We start from the raw sequence: 21,611 nt of genomic DNA, 5'->3' as shown, positions 1-21,611 counted from the left end.
ATATGATACAAATTGGAAAAAATTCAATCGGGAATGGAAGGACGTTTGTCATCGCTGAGATCGGGAACAATCACAACGGAGATTTGAAAAAAGCCTTCGAATTGGTCGACGCAGCGGTCTCAATCGGAGCGGATTGCGCGAAATTTCAGATGAGACATTTGGACCAAGTCTATCGAAAACGGAGTCTTGAAAAATCGGGCGAGGATCTTGGAACGGAATACATTCTAGATCTATTGCAAAGGTTCGAATTAGAGAAAGAAGATCATAGAAAAATTGCGGAATATTGTAATCAAAAAGGAATCTTATATCTCTGCACACCTTGGGATCCAAAGAGTGTTGAGGTTTTGGAAACATTTCCAGTTCCTGCTTACAAAGTTGCGTCGGCGGATCTAACGAATATATTCTTATTGAACTCTCTCGTAGAAACTAAAAAGCCTCTGATTCTATCCACCGGTATGAGTAGGACCGAGGAAATTATTTTCGCAAGAGATTACTTAACTTCCAAAAAAGTTCCGTTTATTTTTTTACACTGCAACAGTACGTATCCAGCGCCGTTACATGATATAAATTTAAAATGGATGCAACAATTAAAGGAATTTCATCCGCACTTCGGATATTCAGGTCATGAAAGAGGGATAGCGGTCACTCTGGGGGCCGTTGCTTTGGGTGCGATGGTAGTCGAGAGGCATCTGACATTGGATCGCAAAATGGAAGGTCCGGATCATGCCGCTAGCCTTGAGGAGAAAGAATTTAGAATGTTGATCGAGGGAATTCGAGACATTGAACAAGCCTTAGGTGAAAATAATTATGAAAGAATCCTAAGCCAGGGTGAGATGATCAATCGAGAAAACCTCGCCAAAAGTCTTGTCGCTTCGAGAGATTTAAAAAGGGGATCTCTATTAGAAAAAGATGATATACAGGTTTTAAGTCCCGGCCAAGGACTTTCGGCTCAAAATTATGAAAGATTATTGGGAAGAACTTTGCAGAGAGACATGAGCAAAGAGGACTTTTTCTTTCCATCGGATCTTCAAGACGTAAGAATAGAACCAAAACAATATAAATTTTCCCGTCCTTGGGGAATACCAGTTCGATACCACGATTTTAACGAATATTATTCGAGGGTAAAACCGGATCTGTTTGAATTTCATCTGTCGTATTCCGATATGGAACTGGATCCTTCGCAATACTTGAAAGGGACGTATGAATGTGATTATGTGATTCACGCCCCCGAGTTGTTTCAAGGAAGTCATTTGATGGATCTTGCCACTCCCGATGAAAATTACAGGAAGATATCGATCAAGGAAACTCAAAGGGTAATAGATATAACTATATCTTTGAAACCATTCTTTCCGAAAACAAAAAGACCGATGATCGTTGCGAACGTAGGCGGCATTTCGATGGATGCAAATATTGATCAGAAACTTTTGCCGGATTACTATCGAAGGTTCGGAGAAAGTTTAAAGGCTTTGGATACGGAAGGAGTTGAAATCATTCCTCAGACTATGGCTCCGTTTCCTTGGCACTTCGGTGGGCAGCGATATCAGAATATTTTTGTACACATACAAGAAATAGAAGAATGGTGCAAAAAGTTAAATCTAAGGATGTGCTACGACGTCTCTCATACAATGTTGACTTGTAATAACTTTGGATACGATTTTTACGACTTTTCTAGAAGGATCGCTCCTTTTACCGCACATATTCATATGGGTGATGCAAAAGGACTGAATGGGGAAGGGCTTCAAGTTGGGGAAGGGGAAATCGATTTCCAAAGGTTGGGTAAAATTTTCGCTGAATTTGCCCCCAAGGCATCCTTTATTCCTGAAATTTGGCAAGGTCATAAGAACGGAGGAGAAGGCTTTTGGATTGGTTTGGAAAAGTTGGAAGGTATCTTATGAAAAATTTATCTGCAATTCAGACCATCATTCGCGACTCCATTTCAACGAAAGAGAAGATTTTAAATTCGCCGGACTTGCTGAGTCTAATCGAAAAATTAGCGTTCCTTTGTTTGGATTCTTTAAGGTCAGGTGGAAAAGTTATTTTTGCTGGGAATGGAGGTAGTTTTGCGGACTCTCAGCATCTATCGGCAGAATTTATTTCCCGATTACAATTTGATCGAGATCCACTGGCTTCGATTGCATTGGGAACTAATAGTTCATCGACGACCGCAATTGGAAATGATTACGGATATGACCAAGTCTTCGTAAGAGAACTTAGGGCAATTGCGAAACCAGGGGACGTTTATATTCCGATTTCAACGAGCGGGAACAGTAAGAATATTTTGGAGACGATTCCCGTAGCTCAGTCAAAAGAACTAAAAATGATCGGATTGACCGGTGAAAGCGGCGGTAAGTTAGCTGATATGATTGAGTGTATAAAAATACCTTCAAGCCGTACTGAACGAATCCAAGAGTCGCATATTATGATCGGGCACATCGTTTGCGGATTGGTCGAATCGATTTATTTCGGACCCGCGGAATGAAGAACTGCTACCTATGTAATAATCAGACCTTCCGCGTGCGCCCCGGTGTCGTTCGTGATAATACTAGTTTGAATATTCTTGAATGTGATCAGTGTGGCCTTGTATTTTTATCCGGAAACGAACATATTGAAGATTTCCATTATGAAAACTCCGGCATGCACGGTGATGAACTTATATCGGAGGGGAGTTGGCTAAAGGAAAACGAAAAAGACGACGAGAGACGGCTTCAGTTTCTAAAGCCGAAACTCGTGAACAAACGTTTACTGGACTTTGGTTGCGGTATTGGCGGGTTCTTGATAAAATCTAAAGCGTACACAGAATTAAGCGAAGGAGTAGAATTAGAGCTTCGACTACAGTCGTATTTCTCTAAAGTTGATTTAAAGGTGTGGAAAAATTTAGAAGAAGTGCTCGAGTCCAACGAAAAATATGATATAATAACCGCATTTCATGTGATCGAACACGTAAAGGATCCTATTGCAATCATTAAATCTTTGACAAAAATGTTAAAGCCAGACGGAGAAATAATTATAGAAGTACCAAGCTCCAGCGATGCTTTGTTGACTTTGTATAAATCTGAATCTTTTTCGCGTTTTACCTATTGGAGCCAACATCTATATCTTTTCAACAGCGAAACATTTAGGGTGTTGATTCAGAAGTCAGGATTAAAAATTAATTGGCTGAAACAGATTCAAAGATATTCCCTTGCAAATCACCTCTATTGGCTTTCAAATGGAAAACCCGGTGGTCACCATGTTTGGTCTTTCTTGGAAACGGAAGCGATCAATCGAGAATATGAAGCGCAGCTTGCATCAGTAGATCTTTGTGATACTTTGATCGCTTCGATAACCCTTTAACAACTATGATGAAAAAAAATCTTTTAGGCGTAATGCAGGGTCGATTGTTACCCAAATATAAAGGACGTTATCAAGCGCATCCTTTAGGATACTGGCAAAAAGAATTTCAACTTGCTTCTGAAATTGGTCTGGATTGCATCGAATTTATTCTGGATTATAACGACTATTTACAGAATCCTTTGATGTCTCAAGAGGGGATTGAAGAAATTGAAAAAGAGATAAAGAAAACGAACGTTTCCGTTATCTCCATTTGTGCCGATTATTTTATGGAAGCTCCGTTGCATTCTCCCGATAAGGCCGTTGTGCTCCAAAGCCAGTCTGTGTTAAGAAAACTCTTGGAAAATAGCATAGCTCTAGGCGTAAAAGATATTGTTATACCCTGCGTGGATCAATCCTCCATAAAGAGTGAAGAGGATAAAAAACGGTTTGTAGATAATCTCGGACCGCTCATTGAAGTTTCGGAACGATCGAAAATAAATCTTTCCTTGGAAACGGACTTAAATCCTCAATTTTTCACTAATTTACTTTCTGAGTTCCATTCGAATCGTATCACGGTGAATTACGATATCGGAAACAGCGCTTCCTTGGGATATGATCCAAAAGAAGAATTAGAATGTTACGGAAATAGGATTTCGGATATTCATATAAAAGATAGAATTTTAGGCGGGGGCTCGGTGATATTGGGTAGCGGAAATGCTCAGTTCGATCTTTTTTTCAGGACTTTAAAGGACCTTGATTATAAAGGGCCTTTTATTATGCAAGCCTTCCGTGACGACGAGGGTGTCGGTATTTTTAAGTCCCAATTGCAATGGATCGAAAGTAAAATTCAGGAATATACGAAATAATGAATACAGTTGCCGTCATACTCGCGCGTGGTGGATCCAAAGGGTTACCAAAGAAGAACATTTTGGATTTTAATGGAAAACCTTTGATTGCATGGACAATAGAGCAATGTTTGAATGCAAAAAAAATCGATTCGGTTTGGGTAAGTTCAGACAGTGATGAAATTCTCAGCATATCTGAGAATTTTGGAGCAAAACGGATTAAGCGACCCGACGAGTTTTCAAATGATACCGCCACATCGGAGTCTGCTTGGATTCATGCGATTGACACGATCGAGCTCGAGGGTGGTAAGGTTGATAGAGTCGTCGCCCCTCAAGTAACGTCACCGCTCCGAGAAAGCTCGGACATTGAAAAAGCATTGTTCCTGTTCGATCAGAATGGATTCGACTCAATGTTTTCTGCGAGTGTAGCAGAGGATCTCTATTTCTGGGAACGTACGGCAAATGGAGAATTGAATAGCGTCAATTACGACTGGAAAAATCGGAAAAGAAGACAAGACCATTCTCCACAATATATCGAGAACGGTTCCTTTTATATATTTACCCCTGAAACAATTCGGAAAAATCAAAATCGATTTGGAAAGAACATTGGAATGGTCGAAATGGAGTTTTGGAAAATGTTTGAGATCGATTCGGCGGAAACTTTTAAACTTTGCCAAGCTATAATGAATAGTTTTTTACAAACCAAATAAGGAAAAGAGAATATTTAGAATTATGAATCAACCTATGAATGAAGCAAGCGGAAGAGTCGTCAATTTTAACGGCCAGTTAATTCCGGAAGCACAAGCGAAGATTTCTATCTATGATTCGGCGTTAATGTTCGGAGATATGGTTTTCGAAATGACGAGGTCGTTTAACAAAAAGCAATTTAAGTTAAGGGAACATTTAGAAAGACTTTACGCCGGTGTAAAAATTCTTAGAATTCCGATCAACGTTACCATAGAAGAATTGGAAAAAAAATGCTATGAAACCATCGAAGCCAATGAGCCGTTATTCGCGTCGGACGACGAACATCGTCTCATGATCGACGTTTCCAGAGGGACACTTGGAATTTATCAAGCCGTGCAAGGCTTACACAAAGGTCCAAACGTCATAATCGCCGATTTTCCGCTTCGTTGGACGGTCGCGTCTATGGGGATTCTTTTTAAAACTGGAATTAACGCCGTAATTACTTCGCAACGAGCGATACCGGGCTCCTTGTTGGATCCGAAGATTAAGAACAGAAGTAGAATTCATTATCTTATGGCAAATATAGAAGCTTCTATGATCAGCGGTGATAATAATTGGGCTTTATTGCTGGATCCTGACGGCTTTGTCGCCGAAGGCACCGGCGATAACTTCTTTATCATAAAGGATAAGACGATTATTTCACCGGAAGGAAGAAATATTCTACGCGGAATTTCCAGAGATTACGTTATGCACGAATTAGCGCCTAAGTTAGGTTATTCGGTTCTGGAAAAAAACTTTGAACCTTACGACGTTTATACGGCAGACGAAGCCTTTATGACTGGAACTCCGTTTTGTATGCTGCCAGTTACTCAACTGAACGGAAATCCTATTGGAAACGGTCTTGTGGGAGAGCGATTCAAAGAGATTATCAATCTCTGGTCAAAGAATGTAGGCGTTGATATAGAACGACAAATCCAGGATTGGAACGGCAAGGATTCGACTTCTCAATCGGATGCTCCGACACCTTATAGATTCAAGAAATAGAATAAAATTGGAGCTCGGTTTAAAGAAAAAAAGGGTCCTTATCACAGGGGCAAGTAGAGGAATCGGTCTTGCTACTGCCCGTTCCTTTCTAAGAGAAGGGGCAAACGTGATATTAGTATCTCGATCCCAATCCCCCTTGGAAAAAATATCCGGAGATTTATCGACGGAGTTCTTGCATTCAAAAGTAATTTCTATTTCAGCGGATGTGACAAATTCTTCTGAATTAGCGCACGTTAGGAAAACCGTAGTAAAAGAAGTTGGTGGTCTAGACATTCTGATTTCGAATGTTGGAGATGGGAGAAGTACTGCCGACCCACTACCGGGATCGGATATTTTCGCCAGTTCTTGGAAGACCAATTTTATTTCTGCGGAAAATTCGGTTCGGGAATTTTTAGATCTTCTGAATGAATCTTGCGGTTCCATCCTGTTTACATCCTCCATTGCGGGTATCGAGTCGATTGGTGCACCGACGGATTATTCGGTTGCTAAGGCTGCCTTGATTGCCTTGTCGAAAAATCTCGCGAGAAAATTAGCTCCAAAAATAAGAGTCAATTGTGTTGCTCCAGGAAACGTCTTTTTTACCGGCGGAAGCTGGGATGAGAAAATGCAAAAAGATCCGGAAAGAATCGCGAACCTAATAAAAAATACGGTACCAATGAAAAGATTCGGAAATCCGGAAGAAATTGCGGATGCTATAGTTTTCCTCTCTTCCGAAAGAGCTAGTTTTATAACGGGGGCTTGTTTACTCGTGGACGGCGGGCAAACCGTCAGTTTACATTAGAATATTATGGATTCCTTATTTAGTTTAAAAGACAAAGTCGTAGTCATCACCGGAGCCGGCGGATTATTGGGACGAAAACACGCCGAAGCCGTAGCAAGTAGGGGCGGTATCCCCGTACTTCTGGATGTGAATCTTTCCTCGGTAACATCCTTATCGAAAGATATATCCGAACGTTTCGGAATTGAATCCAATGGATTTCAAGTCGACATTACGAAAGAGAATGAAGTAGAAAAAAATTGCAGCGAAGTTCTAAAAATTTACGGAAAAATCGACGCATTGGTTAACAATGCGGCCAATAATCCGAAGATAGAGGAGTCTTCGACCAAGAATTTTTCTCGTTTGGAAAATTTTTCGACTGAAGTTTGGATGTCTGATCTGGCTGTGGGACTTACCGGTGCTTACCTTTGCAGCAAATACTATGGATTTGCGATTTCGAAAAACCAAAACGGAGGAAGTATATTAAATATTTCTTCCGATCTGGGATTGATCGCTCCGGATCAAAGGTTATATCGTAAAAAAGGTGTGCCGGATGATTTACAGCCAGTAAAACCTGTGACTTATTCGGTCGTTAAGGCTGGGATCATAGGTCTTACAAGATATTTAGCGACCTATTGGGCAGATAAGAATGTTCGTTGTAATGCCATCTGCCCCGGTGGTGTAGAAAATCAACAAAACCCTGAATTTTTGAAGGAAATTGCCACTCGAATTCCGCTTGGAAGAATGGCTCAAGCGGATGAATATCAAGGATTAGTAATATTTTTATTAAGCGATAGCTCCAGTTATATCAACGGGTCTATTATCGCAGCGGATGGCGGAAGAACCGTTTGGTAAAACGAACTTTGATCGCAACCGCTTTAGAGGAAACATGGCCGAGTTTCGAAACGCCGGTGATTTTCCTTGGAGAATGGTGTAAGATCTACAATCGAAAACATATATGGGAGCATTTTGATTCACAAACACATCCCTATCATTGGGATAATCGCGAGAAATTTAAGAATGACTATTACCAATTGGAGAGTCTTTATGAAGAGATTCTTCTTCCGGAGGTCGCGAAAAATCTAAACCGAATTCACGGTATAGACCAAGATTTACAGTATTGGAGAATTTTGATTGGACCTTGGTTAGGTTATTTTACTCACATATTATTCGATAGATACGAAGTTGTTCAGGGAGTTGTCAGGGATAGCGATTCAGACAATTTAACCGTTTTCGAGTTTTTTAATTTTAATCCTGAGGAGATTACTCCGAACGACTCTGCAGATTTTTTTTCACTACATATTACTGATTATTGGAATCAATATATTTATCAGAAAGTAATCGAGGAGATTTCACCGCAAACCAAAGAAAATCAAGACGATATTCCCAAAATAGATAGAGCTCACCAGCGAGGACTTGAAAAAACTTTTTTCAGCAGCTTTCGCGAACGGGCAAAGAATTTATTCTACTCGATCATGTCTTACGGTATTTCCGATAAAGAATCTTTTTTTATTGGAGACTACCTTCCTTGGAAAATCTCCTTTTTGCTTCAGCTTCGGTTAGGAACGATTCCAAGAAAAAGACGATTCGAAAATCTTCCGCGCTTTCAAAATCGCAGTGAAGACAGATCCAAATGGGTCGTTTCCTCTTCCTCTTCGAAATTTGAATCCTTTGTCAAAAGGATGATCCCTTTACAAATTCCTAAAGTTTTTATAGAGGGTTTTGCTTCTCTTCAAAAAGAATTAAAGAATAAAAAATGGCCTTCAAAACCCAAGCTGATCTTTACTAGCAATAGTCACGTGGATAACGATCTATTTAAGTTATTCGCGGCCGAAAAGAGAAAACATGGAACTCCCCTAATCCTCTCCCAGCATGGAGGATTTTATGGAATTGGAGCTTTTTCTTTTTTGGAAGAGCATGAAACGTCGATTTCGGACGCTTATTTGACTTGGGGATGGACGAAATCAGGTAAAACAAATCTATTCCCAATCGGTTGTACGAAGTTGGCTTCCACAAGGATGGTAAAAGCTAGACATCAAGATGGAAATGCTGTTTTGGTTCTGAACGGAATACCACGTTATAGCTATTATATGTATAGCATTCCCCAATCCTCACAACATCGATTTTATTTGGAAGACCAGTGGAATTTCGTGGATTCTCTTTCGGAAGATATTCGAAAAAAACTTACCGTACGATTTTATCCTCAAGATTACGGTTGGTGTCAAGATGAGCGTTGGAGAGAATGTTTTCCAACTTTGGACTATATGGAAAAAGGTAGCGATCTGGAAAAGGTATTAAACCGTTTTCGAATTTACATTTCGACCTACAATGCGACTACATATCTCGAATCTTTCTATAAAAATATTCCGACTATTATTTATTGGAATCCCAAATACTGGGAAATCAGAGAGGAAGCGAAACCTTATTTTCAGTCTTTGGAAAAAGTAGGGATCTTTCATCCTAATCCGAAAGAAGCGTCGAAATTTTTGACCCAACAATGGGATCGAATTGATCTTTGGTGGAATCAAGAGGATGTTCAAAATGCAAGAATGGAATTCTTGAACCGTTACTGTAAGAAAATAGACAATCCGGTATTTACCCTTTCCAATGAGTTGAATCTTCTTTCTGAAAAAAAGCGATGAATTGTAAAAGAATTGTTTTAGATTTTTCATCGAATCTTTCGAACTCATCAGAGAAAGTTGCTCGCTTCGTGGAAGAGAGATCTCACCTGGTCTATTTTACTCGTGATTTTTGGTCTTTTTAGAGAATAATGCCGATGCAATTTCGAGAGTTTTCAGATGAACTTGATTTTTATAAATACTGTGTTCAAAAAATAAAAGAGGTATCGGAAACAAAAATCCGAGCTCATAACGAATTTCGAATCGTGCTGACAGGTGGCGAAACCGCACGTTTAGTTTATGCCGAATTGCGGGAGTTGAAAACGGATTGGTCGAAGTGGTTTTTTTACTTTGGGGATGAACGTTGTGTCCCCGAAACCGATCCAGATTCGAATTATTTTTTAGCCGAAAAAAGTTTATTCGAATATATTCCGGTTTCGAAGTCGCAGATATTTAGAATTCAAGGTGAATTGGGTGCGGAAAATGGAGCTATTGAATATTCAAAATTGATAAACTCCGTTGCCTCCTTTGATCTAGTTCTTTTGGGATTAGGCGAAGATGGGCATGTCGCCAGCTTATTTCCGGGGCAGAATTTATCGGACCCAAAAGGAATATTAGCTATTTCTAATTCTCCAAAGCCGCCGATGGAAAGAATAAGTCTTTCCATCGATAGGATCAATTCTTCCGACTTTGTTCTGATCATAGCCAAAGGGAAAAAGAAAACCGTTATCATTGATAGAATCAAGTCCGGAGAGGTCTTACCGGCAACCTCCTTGGCACCGAGAAAATCTCTCGAGCTCTGTTATTATCTCAATTAGAAGTTTTAAAAGAACGGTTTTGAAAGTAAGGAATTTTAAATGAAAAAAATAATTAAACATTCTCTCGCAAAAATAGTCTCACTGATTTTGGGATTCTTTCGAAAATCTTCTATAGGAAGATATGTCATAGAAGTGATTATACATAGGTTAATGAATCATATCGAAGAAGTTGAACACAATGGAAAATTTTATTTTACTGCGCCCAATGATTTGAATCGATTTAGGGCGAATACCTTTTCTACAAAGGAACCTGAGACATTAGAATGGATTGATCAGATGACAAAAGATCCGGTGTTTTGGGACATTGGAGCGAACGTCGGACTTTATTCCATTTACGCGGCGAAAAAAAAGAATGCAAAAGTTTATTCTTTCGAGCCTTCAGTTTTTAATTTAGAGCTCCTGGCTAGAAACGTTTTTATAAATCGACTTTCTAATCAAATCGTTATTATACCATTGCCTCTTTCGGAAAAACTTTCAGTTAATACGCTTCAAATGACTAGTACGGATTGGGGGGGGGCTCTTTCTTCCTTCGGGGAAACTTTTGGTCATGATGGTAAACCTATGGAAACCGTTTTTGAATACAATATCCTTGGAATTTCTATGATAGACGCGCTAAAACTCTTTCGACTACCAAAACCTCATTATATCAAAATGGATGTGGACGGGATCGAACACCTTATATTAAAAGGTGGCGAAAAAATTCTCGGTAGCGTGAAAGAAATATTGGTGGAAATCAATGAAGATTTTGAAGATCAGTTTAAGATCAGTCGTAAAATTTTGGAAAAGGCGGGGTTCCATTTGAAAAATAGAAAAGCGTCAACGGTTTCCAATACCGGTAGTTTTCAAAATACTTATAATCAAATCTGGGTAAAAAAGTGAATATCGTTATATTCTCAATTATCTGTAGTCAATGAAAAAGGGAAAGTATGGATCTATTAGAAAAAGCAAAAATATTTTCAAAGTCGTTTCAAAAAGAATCGATTGAGGCCATTCAGAGCCTTGATTTAGATGCGATCTCTAAAGTGGCGGTCGTCCTATTTGAGGCGAAGGAGAATGGTAAAAATATATTCTTCTTTGGGAACGGTGGAAGCCACGGAATCGCTTCGCATTTAGCCTGTGATTTCGGGAAAGGAACAAAAAATTCCAATAAACAAAATCAAAAATACTACAGAGTATTCGGATTGGATAATGCTGCCTGGCTGACCGCTCAGGCTAACGACGGAAAGGAACCATTTATCCTCGGAAATTATCCCGGAACCTATACACACGGATACGACGGCGTTTTTGTCGGACAGATGGAGAATTTTATCGGTCCGGGTGATATAGCGTTTGGTATTTCAAGTTCCGGTAATAGTCCGAATGTCATTAACGCGTTAATGTTCGCAAAAACGAAAGGCGCCAAGACAATCGCGATGGTAGGCTTTGACGGTGGAGAGGCGTTGAAAATTGCGGATCTATCGTTATTTGTTCCGTCCGAAAAAGGAAAATACGGAATTGTAGAAGGAGTTCATGAGGTGATTCACCACCTTCTTTACGAATTTGCCGTCCTTTTAGAAAAATAGAATGAACACAATCAAGAAAAAACTAAGTTCAGGTGGAGTAACTGTCGGTTCTTGGATGCAAATCCCGAACACTGCGGTCGCTGAAATTTTAGGAAGCGCCGGCTTTGACTGGATCGCTCTCGATCTAGAACATGGGTCTTTCAGTCTTGATCTCCTTCCTGATCTTTTTAGAGCGATTCAGATCGGAGGAAGTCTTCCGTTTGCTAGGGTCGCTCAGAATCATCCGAAAGATATCAAACAAGCTTTGGATGCGGGCGCAAGAGGAATTATAGTTCCTATGATTGAAACCTCGGAACAAGTCGAGAATTTTATAAAGTGGAGCAGTTATCCGCCGAATGGAACCCGGGGTGTGGGTTTTTCAAACGCGAGTTTATTCGGAAAATACTTCGATTCCTATTCAAGAGAAATTAACTCTGATTTAATTCGTGTCATTCAAATTGAAAATATAAAGGCTATGAAGGAAATCGATTCTATTCTATCAGTTAAGGGAATCGATGCGGTGATGCTAGGCCCTTATGATTTATCCGGATCGATGGGGCTGACAGGTCAATTCGATCATTCCGATTTCTTAAAAGCGGTCCAGGATTTCCAAAATGCTGCGGAAAAAAAGGGGGTTCCTTTAGGAACTCATGTAATACCAGCGGACTATCAGAAAGTTCTCGATGAAATCCGAAACGGTAAAAAATTTATCGTATACTCGACGGACGCAATTATGCTCAACACCCAGGCGGGTTTAAATTTTAAAGATTTGAACGCTTTCAAATCATAAACAAAGAATTTTGGAACAGGAACAGAAATGAAAACGATAGCAGTGTTGCCAGCAAGAATGGCTTCCACAAGATTTCCAAACAAACCATTGGTGAAAATTTCAGGTCTAGAAATGATAGAACATGTTCGAAGAAGAGTGGAAATGTCCTCTTCGATAGACGAGGTGTTCGTTGCCACCTGCGACGAAGAGATCAAACTCAAGGTAGAGTCTTTCGGCGGAAAAGCGGTTATGACATCGGACGTTCACAGAGGCTGTATTGATCGGGTTGCGGAAGCGGCTCTTTACGTAAAAGGCGATATCATCATCGTCGTTCAGGGAGACGAACCTTTGATTCTTCCTTCCATGTTGGATGATTTAGTAAAGCCTATGTTAGCTGATGCATCCATTTACTGTACGAATCTTGTAACAAAAATTGTGGATGAGGACGAGTTTCAAAGCCCCAATGCTCCGAAAGTTGTTGTGGATAAGAATTGGGACTTGCTCTATGCCTCCAGGGAACCGATTCCTTCCCGAAAAAAATATCCGAATGAGGATTATTTAAAGTTAAAACAACTCGGGGTTATTGCGTTTAGAAGCGAGTTCTTAAAAACGTTCGCTGCATTAGCGCCGACTCCGTTGGAAATCATAGAATCCGTCGATATGAATCGGGCAGTCGAACACGGATACAAAGTAAGAATGGTTTTGACGGAAGGTATTATGATCGGAGTGGATGTGCCAGATGACGTTTCCCGCGTGGAGTCGAAATTAAAAACCGATTTATTACTACCAAACTACTTAAATCAATCAAAATGAATCAACTAAAAGTCGGAATAGCAGGTTACGGAGTCGTTGGAAAACGACGACATCAGTTTATTAAACAAAATCCAAATCTTGTCGTGACGGCGATTTGCGATAAGAGCTTGGAAGACGGCTTTCTTAGCTCTGAAAATCTAAAAGTTTACCAGAGATTTCACGATTTAATCGAAAAAGAAAATTTAGACATCTTGCTCGTTTGTTTAACGAACGACGTAGCTGCGGAAGCGACGATTTTGGGATTGAAGAAGGGATTGCATGTTTTCTGTGAAAAGCCGCCGGGAAGAAATCTTCAGGAAATTGAAAAAGTTCGAGAAGCAGAAAAACAATTACCGAATTTAAAGCTAAAATACGGTTTCAATCATCGATACCATGACTCCATTTTAGAAGCCCTGAAAATCGTTGCTTCGGGTAAGATGGGAAAGGTAATCAATATACGAGGAGTGTATGGTAAGTCTGCTATCGTGAATGTGGCTAACGGTTGGAGAGCGAATCGAGAAATCGCCGGCGGCGGAATTCTATTGGATCAAGGAATCCACATGGTTGATTTGATAAGGCTCTTTGCCGGGGAAATGGAGGAGGTTAAAAGTTATATTTCCAATAGTTATTGGAACCTTGAAGTCGAGGACAATGCTTTTGCACTAATGAAGTCCCGTTCCGGTGTGATCATCCAGTTTCAATCCACTGCTACGGAGTGGCGTCATCGATTTAATTTACAGATCAATTTAGGAGAGGGAAGTCTCGTGTTGTCGGGGATTCTATCTGGATCCAAATCTTACGGGCAGGAAACTTTGACGATTTATCCAAAGGATTTGGAATCGGGGGGAAATCCAAGAATTGAAACGATCAACTACTTAGAAGATAACTCATGGCGGGACGAGATTAACGAATTTACCGACCACATTCTGAAAAACGAACCTGTAAAAACGGGTTCCAGTTTAGACGCTTATCAAACTATGAAACTAGTCTACCAGATTTATTATGCCGATCCAGAGTGGAGAGAGGCCTATTCCATTTCGAATCCGAATTGATTGGGGCGCGTAATCTTATTCAAATGAAAATTTCATATAAAGAAAAATTAATTCTTGTGACGGGTGGAAGTAGAGGAATTGGTAAGCAACTCGCGACCGATTTTCTTGGGTTAGGTGGAAAAGTGATCATCACCGGCACTTCAGCAGAATTAAACGACGATTTTCGTCATCCAAATCTAATCTACTATTCAGTCGATTTTCAAAATCGGAATGCATTGAAGGATTTTATTAATTATCTGGAAAATTTAGAAAGGATCGATGTATGTATAAATAACGCGGGAATCAATAGGATAAATTACATCGAAAACACTTTGGAAAAAGATTGGGACGATATGTTGAGTGTAAACGTGAACGCTCCTTTTTTTATTACGAGAACCGTTTCTAAAATGATGAAAAAAAAAGAGTATGGTAGAATTATCAATATTGCCTCAATTTTCGGGTCGGTTAGCCGCGAAAAAAGAAGTATCTACACCATGACTAAATACGCGATTCGAGGTCTTACCGTTTCTGCTTCAAACGAATTGGCAAAGTATAATGTTCTAATAAATACCGTTTCTCCTGGATTTGTCCTTACCGATTTAACAAAGAAAAATCTAAGTGAATCGGAGATGAAACAATTAGAGTCGCAAATCCCAATCGGAAGAATGGCGAAAGCGGAAGAGATATCTAAAGTAGTTTTATTTCTGGCAAGCGATTGCAACACCTATCTAACCGGACAGAATATCATTGTTGACGGGGGGTTTGTGAATGTCTGATTTTATTCGGATAAAATCTTCTCAAAAAAATTATGAGGTTGTTTTTAATAAGGACATCTTCGATGTTTTGAATGTGTTACTCAGAGAGGACACTTTTTTCGTAGTTGATAGCAAAATTTATTCTCTATATTTTAAACATTGGGTTGGTATAGATGCACTTGATAAGAGGTTGTTCTTGATCGAGGCAGAGGAGAAAAATAAGAATATAGAATCCGCACAAAAGCTAATTGAAAATTTAGTAACAGGCGGAATCAAACGAAATAGTAGTATCGTCGCCATTGGCGGGGGTATCACTCAGGATATTGTATGCTTTACCGCCTCTATTTTGTTCAGAGGGGTTCCTTGGATTTTTATTCCGACCACTTTGCTTGCGCAGGCTGATAGTTGTATCGGTGGAAAGTCCTCAATTAATTTTAAAAGTGTAAAAAATTTAGTAGGTACCTTTTATCCACCAGATAAAATTTATATTGATTCTATATTTCTTAATTCTCTAACGAAAGACGATATTAAGTCAGGCATAGGAGAAATGTACCATTATTATCTTTATAGCTCTTCCGACCTTGCTCATAAATTACATTTGATGCGTGAGGAGATTTTTTTGGATAGAAGTCTTTTGATCGAATTTATTCGTGAAAGCCTTACCATAAAAAAGAAAGTCATCGAAATCGATGAGTTTGACCGCGGAGAAAGACGTAAATTTAACTACGGACATACTTTTGGGCATGCGATTGAAGCACTAACGAATTATAGAATCAATCATGGACAGGCTGTAACGATCGGCATGGATCTCGCAAATTTTCTTTCTTATCGTTTGGGTTTTATGCCTGAAAGCGACTATAGTTTTATTCGAGCTTTACTAAAAGCAAATTTTCCGGAGGCAAGCTTCTCCGACTTTTCGATCGATGATTATTGTAATCTTCTTAATAAAGACAAAAAAAACGTAAATGCAAACCTGACATGTATTTTGAGCAGAGGAATCGGAAAGTTAGAAGTAAGGGAATTGGAGTTGAATATACAAAATCGGAGCTTGATTTCCGAATACTTTTCAACCGAGTATTCAAGAAAGTAACACCCCTTGGTAAATATAAAAAAGGGAGATCTCTTTTTGAAATTGAACCATATTCTAAAAGCCGCTTCTATGTTTTCTAAGGTTTTGACAATATTGATAATTTTTAATTCAGAGCTGTCTGGATCTTGACTTTCTTTAATCCGAAGATAGCGTTTGAATGCATTTGATACGGAAAGTGTATTTTGAAAAAACGGATGATTTATGGGAATCATTGATAAATTAAAAAAATAGAATATTCTTAATTTACTCACATACGGGTTTTCTGAGATGTGGCTCAGTTTGATTCAATGGGAAAGTTTTTTTTCATTTAAAGTTAAAACCTTTCTCTGGAGGGTTCGCGTCGGTAAAAACCCTTCGATATTCGGTAAGGTGATTGTTTCTAAATTTCCAGGCAGTAGAATGGAGATTGGCGAAAATTTTACTTCGGTTTCCGATTCTTTTCGGTCAAGCGCCTCTTCTATTTTTTCGCCGACGAGATTGAAAACCCTATCATCAGGCTCACAACTATTGATCGGAAAAAATGTTGGAGTGAACGGAGTTTCTATCACTGCGAGATCAAAAACCATTCAGATCGGTAACAATACGATGCTTGCGCCAAACGTTGTCATTATGGACTCTTCGTTTCATGCACTTTGGCCGCCTGAAAATCGACTCTCCAACCCTGATCTTGAATCAGACGAGAATGTTATCATCGGCGACAATGTTTGGATTGGAAGTCAAGTTATTATCTTAAAAGGAGTTGTGATTGGAAATAACTCTGTGATCGGAGCCGGGAGTGTCGTAACAAAATCGATTCCTGAGAATTGTCTTGCGGCAGGAAATCCAGCGAAGGTAATTCGTACCTTTGGCCAAATCAAAATAGATTAATGAGTCTACTCTAAAATGAAAGAAAACGAAATACGTCCTAAAGAATTATTGTCCGCATATTTAAAACTTGTAGAATTGGATTCTAAAACTCTAGATAAAAAAGAGTTTGTTACCATTGCCTGTCCTGCTTGTGATTCAAAAAATAGTAAAAATCATATTCAGAAAAACGAATACGTATACGTTTTGTGTTTAGACTGCGGAAGCTTGTTCTGCAATCCTCGACCTTCGGAAGACATGTTGGACGATTTTTATGTATCGGCCCAATCTTCCAGATATTGGTCTAATGTTTTTTTTCCGGCTGTTGCCGAGTCGAGGAGAGAAAAATTATTCAAGCCGAAGGCGCAAAGAATATTCGAATATTTTCAGAAACGAAATTTTCAACCCTCTAATATCTGTGATGTTGGCTCAGGATACGGAATTTTTTTAGAAGAGGCTCGCCGTTTTTTTGTCGATGTTGAGATTTTTGGAATTGAACCTTCTTTGGAAATGGCAGAAGTCTCAAGGAAAAAAGGAATCAAAACTCTAAATACTACGGCTGAGAATTCAGGTCAATGGTCTGATAAGTTTGATTTGGTAATATCTTCGGAAGTGGTAGAGCATGTTTTTTCGGTTTCAAAATTCGTAAACTCAGTTTTTAAACTGGTAAAGCCGGGCGGTTATTGCCTTTTGACTGGGCTCGGCTACGAAGGATACGATATTCTTACTCTTCAAGAAAAATCCAACAGCATATTTCCTCCGCATCACCTTAATTTTTTGAGTGTAGAAGGTTTTGAAAAAGCATTTAAAGCCGCAGGCTTTTCCGAAGTAGAGGTTCTTACGCCGGGTGAGCTGGATGTGGACATCGTATTTAATAGTGGTTATGAAAACGACTTTCTTAGGATTCTAAAAAAGAGAGGATCGAAGGCTATAGAGGAATTTCAATCCTTTCTGAAGAGTCACAAACTAAGCTCCCACGTTTGGGTTTTTGCAAAAAAATAGCTTACAAGAGATTGTATGCGCAAAATTTGATATCGATACTTTATGAAACACTATAAAATTTTTATCTCCACATATCCGTTCGGATTTTATGATTCGGAACCGATGAGAATCCTTGAAGAAGCCGGTTTGGAAATCTTTACAAACCCTCTAAAAAGAAAATTAACTCCTTTGGAAGTAGCCGAGTTTGCTAAGGATGTCGACGGAATTATCGCAGGGACTGAAGATCTTACGCCCCTCATTCAAAAAAATTCGAAATTGAAAATAATTTCCAGAGTCGGTATAGGATTAGATTCGGTTCCATTACAACTCTGCAAAGATCGAAGGATTGCAGTGGCATATACTCCGGATGCGGTGACGATGGCAGTGGTCGAATTGACTATCGGTCTTATGGTAACTCTGACTCGGAAAGTGGTTCTTGCTCATCAAGAGCTAAGGACCGGAGGATGGTCGAGGTTTACCGGAAAAAGACTTGGTGAATCCACGATAGGAATTATCGGTGCCGGCCGTGTCGGCATGAATGTGATTCGAATCCTTTCTGAATTTAAGCCGAAAAAGATCTTAATCAATGATCTTAAGGATAAGACAAAAGAGGTGGCTTCAATTTTGGAATCTCGTAAGATAGAATTTCAATTTGTAGAAAAGGAAGAAATCTACGGCAATGCGGATCTTATTTCCTTACATGTTCCTTTGACTAGCAAAACAAAAAATCTAATCGGTCGGAAGGAATTCGATTTATTTCAAAAAGAGGCTTTCTTAATCAATACAGCTCGCGGCGGCATTGTCGACGAATCTGATTTATATGAAGCACTGATCCAAAAAAGAATTGCGGGTGCTGCAATCGATGTATTTGAAACGGAACCCTATAAAGGGAATCTGATCGAATTAGATAATATCATCTTGACCGAACACATGGGCTCTTGTTCTTACGATTGCAGATTACTGATGGAGCGAGGTTCGGCCGAAGAAATCATTCGATTCTTCAGTGGTAAGGAATTGCTAAACCCTGTTCCCGAAGAAGAATATCAGAATCAGATTGTTTAACTCCGATTTAGACAAGAAATCCGTACTCATTTGGGATCGACATCACCTAACGAGAGTTCCCGATTTCGAGGGTGAATGTTATCTCTGGCAGAGCTATTTTGAAGAGAGATCGAAAAGGAAATATTCGATTCCGAAATACCTAGATAAAAATCGCAATCGATTGAGAGAAAAATACAACTCATTAATTTATGACTTAGGTGAAAAAAGAATTCAGAAAAAAAGAATCGTAGATTGGATGATGATTCGTCCAGGCTTTAGCTATTGGTGGATGACTTTAATTGTCGAAGGAAACTATGGAAAATCTTCCTTTATGACAGATTTAGTCAAACTCCTTGCCTTGGAAGAAATTCTTGCAACATCCTCATTTGATAGAATAGAAATTTGTTCGGACAATGATCTATTAAAGAGCGTTGTAAGAAAATTTTGCAAGAGTAAGAATATTAAATTTTACGAACATGATTTGGAAAAACCTCCTTTTTTCTCGAAATCATTTACAATACGCAGTCTGTATTCAAAAATATTTTATCCCCTACAAGCTATCGTCGCTCTGATTCGGTATTTGTATCTGATCCACAGCCTAAGAAAACAAACTCTACCCGAAAAAAGGATCCAAAACACTCACATTACTTTTTTTGATTATTTTTTTCATCTCAAGTTAAACAAGAACGAGCCATTTATTTTTAAATCTGACTATTGGACGATTTTAATCGATTTTCTGAGAAATGCTAGAGTAAAGACTCATTGGTCGCATATCTTTATTCCACATTCTTTGGTTGCGAACTCTAGAAAAGCATTATCCGTTTTGGAACAATTCAATCTTGAGAAAACGGAAGCTCATAGTTTTCTGGAAGGCTTTATTGATCGAAAAGCGATTCTTAAAACCTTCTTTGATTATTGTCGATTACTAATGCTGAGCATACGGATCCGAGAATTTTCTTCCCTTTGTAAGACTGAGCTTTTAGGTTTTGATTTTTGGGTTTTGATTAAGGCAGATTTTTTCAATTCCTTGAGGGGAGCGATCGCAGTTCAGAACCTTTTTTTTCTAAATTCGATCGAAAATTGTTTCGATAATTTACCTTTTCAAAAATTAGGCTTTTATCTTCAGGAAAACCAAGCTTGGGAAATGGCTCTTATACATGTTTGGAGAAAGAAGAGATACGGTACACTTATCGGTGTTCCTCACGCGACGATAAGATTTTGGGATCTACGGTATTTTCGCGATAGAAGAAGTTTTAAGAATGCTATGCCGATGCCGGACTTAGTTGCTCTAAATGGGATTAAATCTTCTGAAGCTTTTTTAGAGGGTAGGTATCCGAAAGATCAAATTCGGGAAGTTGAAGCTCTGCGATATATTCATATTCTTGCAAATACTAAAGTTCACAGAACAGGAAATAAGAAAAAGGTTGTCCGAGTACTAATTTTGACTGATTATCTTCCCGGCGCAACGATTTTGCAGATACAAACCTTGATAAACGCGCTACCCGCTTTGGAGCGTAAGTATGAATTTATATTAAAAGCTCACCCGGCATATCCTGTGGATAACACTGAGTTTCCGGGATTAAATTTTACCGTTACATGCAATTCTTTGAGTGATTTGTTAAACGAAGTCGATATTGCTTACACAAGTAATATTACTTCGGCTTCCCTGGATGCATTTAGCGCGGGAGTACCTGTTATTTCAATGTTGGACGGAACGACCTTGAATATGAGTCCACTGCTTGGTCTTAAAAATGTTACGTTCGTTTCGGACGGACGTGAATTAGCAAAGGCGCTTGAGTCACAAAGTTTTTCTCCGAAAAGAATCGATCAAAGTAGAATGATATTTCATTTAGATAAAGAATTAACTAAGTGGAAGGAACTATTGGATTTAAAAGATTTTTAGGAATTAAGAATGAAAACTGTAATTTTGTGCGGCGGTCTTGGTACTCGTTTGAGTGAAGAGACTATACTTAAACCGAAACCAATGGTTGAAATCGGAGGCAAGCCTATTCTTTGGCATATCATGAAAATATACGAAAAGAATGGCTTTAACGACTTTATTCTTGCCCTTGGCTACAAAGGTGAGGTGATAAAGGATTATTTCCTAAATTATCACGCAAGAATGAGCGATCTAACAATTACTTTAAAAAACGGAAATACCGCGTATTCGAACCCGACAGCCGAAGATTGGACCGTAATGTTATCCGATACGGGACCTCTCACGATGACCGGAGGTCGCATTCTAAGATTACGCGATCAGCTAAAAGATCATGGTACTTTTATGCTTACCTATGGTGATGGGGTGTCCAATGTGGATATCAAGTCTGCGTTGGAGTTTCATCGTTCTCACGGTAAGTTGGCAACCGTTACTGCAGTCCGTCCGCCTGTAAGGTTTGGAGAATTGGAGATTCAGAACAATCAAATCATACAGTTTCAAGAAAAACCGCAAGCGGGAGAAGGGTGGATCAACGGTGGTTTTTTTATCTTAGAACCGAAGGTTATTGATTATATAGAAAATGATTCAACAATGTTTGAACGATCCCCGCTTGAAAGTTTAGCTACGGAAGGTCAACTTATGGCTTTTCATCACAAAGGTTTTTGGCAGTGCATGGATACATTGCGCGACAAACAGACTCTTGAAGAACTATGGGTTCAAAATAAGGCTCCTTGGAAATAGGTCGAACGCA

22 protein-coding genes are annotated in these 21,611 nt (G+C 39.2%); all 22 read left to right on the top strand.

Annotation, left to right across the window (positions count from 1 at the left end; all coding sequences use genetic code 11):
* Positions 1-2: 2 nt before the first annotated feature.
* The 22 genes from JWG45_RS09160 to rfbF all read left to right on the top strand — a co-directional run bounded on the left by JWG45_RS09160 (position 3) and on the right by rfbF (position 21,601).
* Positions 3-1,895: an N-acetylneuraminate synthase family protein gene (locus tag JWG45_RS09160; RefSeq protein ID WP_232380601.1), complete on the top strand. Its 1,893-nt coding sequence runs from the start codon at positions 3-5 to the stop codon at positions 1,893-1,895.
* Entirely contained in the window at positions 1,892-2,479 is a 588-nt protein-coding gene (locus tag JWG45_RS09155; protein ID WP_205279454.1) for a D-sedoheptulose-7-phosphate isomerase, read from the top strand. Before JWG45_RS09160 ends, JWG45_RS09155 begins: the two co-directional genes overlap by 4 nt.
* A complete protein-coding gene (locus JWG45_RS09150) occupies positions 2,476-3,333 on the top strand; it encodes a class I SAM-dependent methyltransferase (RefSeq protein WP_205279453.1) in 858 nt (285 codons plus the stop codon). Before JWG45_RS09155 ends, JWG45_RS09150 begins: the two co-directional genes overlap by 4 nt.
* A gap of 5 nt (positions 3,334-3,338) precedes the next feature.
* Positions 3,339-4,178: a sugar phosphate isomerase/epimerase family protein gene (locus JWG45_RS09145; RefSeq protein ID WP_205279452.1), complete on the top strand. Its 840-nt coding sequence runs from the start codon at positions 3,339-3,341 to the stop codon at positions 4,176-4,178.
* The gene (locus JWG45_RS09140; protein WP_205279451.1) at positions 4,178-4,867 is read left to right on the top strand and encodes an acylneuraminate cytidylyltransferase family protein; all 690 of its coding nucleotides are present in this window, start codon (positions 4,178-4,180) and stop codon (positions 4,865-4,867) included. The genes JWG45_RS09145 and JWG45_RS09140 overlap by 1 nt, the downstream gene beginning before the upstream one ends.
* A gap of 22 nt (positions 4,868-4,889) precedes the next feature.
* A complete protein-coding gene (locus tag JWG45_RS09135; protein WP_205279450.1) occupies positions 4,890-5,888 on the top strand; it encodes an aminotransferase class IV in 999 nt (332 codons plus the stop codon).
* Positions 5,857-6,669, top strand: a complete 813-nt coding sequence (locus JWG45_RS09130; protein ID WP_232380600.1) for an SDR family NAD(P)-dependent oxidoreductase — start codon at positions 5,857-5,859, stop codon at positions 6,667-6,669. Before JWG45_RS09135 ends, JWG45_RS09130 begins: the two co-directional genes overlap by 32 nt.
* A gap of 6 nt (positions 6,670-6,675) precedes the next feature.
* On the top strand, positions 6,676-7,500 hold the full coding sequence (locus JWG45_RS09125) for an SDR family oxidoreductase (protein ID WP_205279448.1): 825 nt from the start codon (positions 6,676-6,678) through the stop codon (positions 7,498-7,500).
* The gene (locus JWG45_RS09120; protein WP_205279447.1) at positions 7,494-9,287 is read left to right on the top strand and encodes an LIC12162 family transferase; all 1,794 of its coding nucleotides are present in this window, start codon (positions 7,494-7,496) and stop codon (positions 9,285-9,287) included. Before JWG45_RS09125 ends, JWG45_RS09120 begins: the two co-directional genes overlap by 7 nt.
* Before the next feature lie 134 nt (positions 9,288-9,421).
* A complete protein-coding gene (gene pgl / locus JWG45_RS09115) occupies positions 9,422-10,081 on the top strand; it encodes a 6-phosphogluconolactonase (RefSeq protein WP_205279446.1) in 660 nt (219 codons plus the stop codon).
* Positions 10,082-10,120: 39 nt separating this feature from the next.
* Complete coding sequence (locus JWG45_RS09110; protein ID WP_205279445.1) at positions 10,121-10,960, top strand: FkbM family methyltransferase; 840 nt, start codon at positions 10,121-10,123, stop codon at positions 10,958-10,960.
* 47 nt (positions 10,961-11,007) lie between these two features.
* Entirely contained in the window at positions 11,008-11,643 is a 636-nt protein-coding gene (locus JWG45_RS09105) for an SIS domain-containing protein (RefSeq protein ID WP_205279444.1), read from the top strand.
* Position 11,644: 1 nt separating this feature from the next.
* Entirely contained in the window at positions 11,645-12,412 is a 768-nt protein-coding gene (locus tag JWG45_RS09100) for an HpcH/HpaI aldolase family protein (RefSeq protein WP_205279443.1), read from the top strand.
* Positions 12,413-12,439: 27 nt separating this feature from the next.
* Positions 12,440-13,204: a 3-deoxy-manno-octulosonate cytidylyltransferase gene (gene kdsB / locus JWG45_RS09095; RefSeq protein ID WP_205279442.1), complete on the top strand. Its 765-nt coding sequence runs from the start codon at positions 12,440-12,442 to the stop codon at positions 13,202-13,204.
* On the top strand, positions 13,201-14,235 hold the full coding sequence (locus JWG45_RS09090; protein WP_205279441.1) for a Gfo/Idh/MocA family protein: 1,035 nt from the start codon (positions 13,201-13,203) through the stop codon (positions 14,233-14,235). Before kdsB ends, JWG45_RS09090 begins: the two co-directional genes overlap by 4 nt.
* A gap of 23 nt (positions 14,236-14,258) precedes the next feature.
* Positions 14,259-14,990, top strand: a complete 732-nt coding sequence (locus JWG45_RS09085; RefSeq protein WP_205279440.1) for an SDR family NAD(P)-dependent oxidoreductase — start codon at positions 14,259-14,261, stop codon at positions 14,988-14,990.
* Positions 14,983-16,059, top strand: a complete 1,077-nt coding sequence (locus JWG45_RS09080; protein WP_205279439.1) for an AroB-related putative sugar phosphate phospholyase (cyclizing) — start codon at positions 14,983-14,985, stop codon at positions 16,057-16,059. The genes JWG45_RS09085 and JWG45_RS09080 overlap by 8 nt, the downstream gene beginning before the upstream one ends.
* Positions 16,060-16,587: 528 nt before the next feature.
* Positions 16,588-16,926 carry a DapH/DapD/GlmU-related protein gene (locus JWG45_RS22170; protein ID WP_332476417.1) on the top strand — a complete coding sequence of 113 codons (339 nt, stop codon included), beginning with the start codon at positions 16,588-16,590 and terminating at the stop codon, positions 16,924-16,926.
* A gap of 15 nt (positions 16,927-16,941) precedes the next feature.
* The gene (locus JWG45_RS09070) at positions 16,942-17,904 is read left to right on the top strand and encodes a methyltransferase domain-containing protein (protein WP_205279438.1); all 963 of its coding nucleotides are present in this window, start codon (positions 16,942-16,944) and stop codon (positions 17,902-17,904) included.
* Positions 17,905-17,946: 42 nt separating this feature from the next.
* On the top strand, positions 17,947-18,945 hold the full coding sequence (locus tag JWG45_RS09065; protein ID WP_205279437.1) for a phosphoglycerate dehydrogenase: 999 nt from the start codon (positions 17,947-17,949) through the stop codon (positions 18,943-18,945).
* The gene (locus tag JWG45_RS09060) at positions 18,938-20,827 is read left to right on the top strand and encodes a TIGR04326 family surface carbohydrate biosynthesis protein (RefSeq protein WP_205279436.1); all 1,890 of its coding nucleotides are present in this window, start codon (positions 18,938-18,940) and stop codon (positions 20,825-20,827) included. Before JWG45_RS09065 ends, JWG45_RS09060 begins: the two co-directional genes overlap by 8 nt.
* A gap of 9 nt (positions 20,828-20,836) precedes the next feature.
* Complete coding sequence (gene rfbF / locus JWG45_RS09055) at positions 20,837-21,601, top strand: glucose-1-phosphate cytidylyltransferase (protein ID WP_205279435.1); 765 nt, start codon at positions 20,837-20,839, stop codon at positions 21,599-21,601.
* Positions 21,602-21,611 lie beyond the last annotated feature (10 nt).

The organism is Leptospira ainlahdjerensis (genome assembly GCF_016919175.1).
GTDB classification, from domain to species: domain Bacteria; phylum Spirochaetota; class Leptospiria; order Leptospirales; family Leptospiraceae; genus Leptospira; species Leptospira ainlahdjerensis.
Note: the sequence above shows the minus strand (reverse complement) of the source record. Positions and strands in the feature narration are given on the sequence as shown.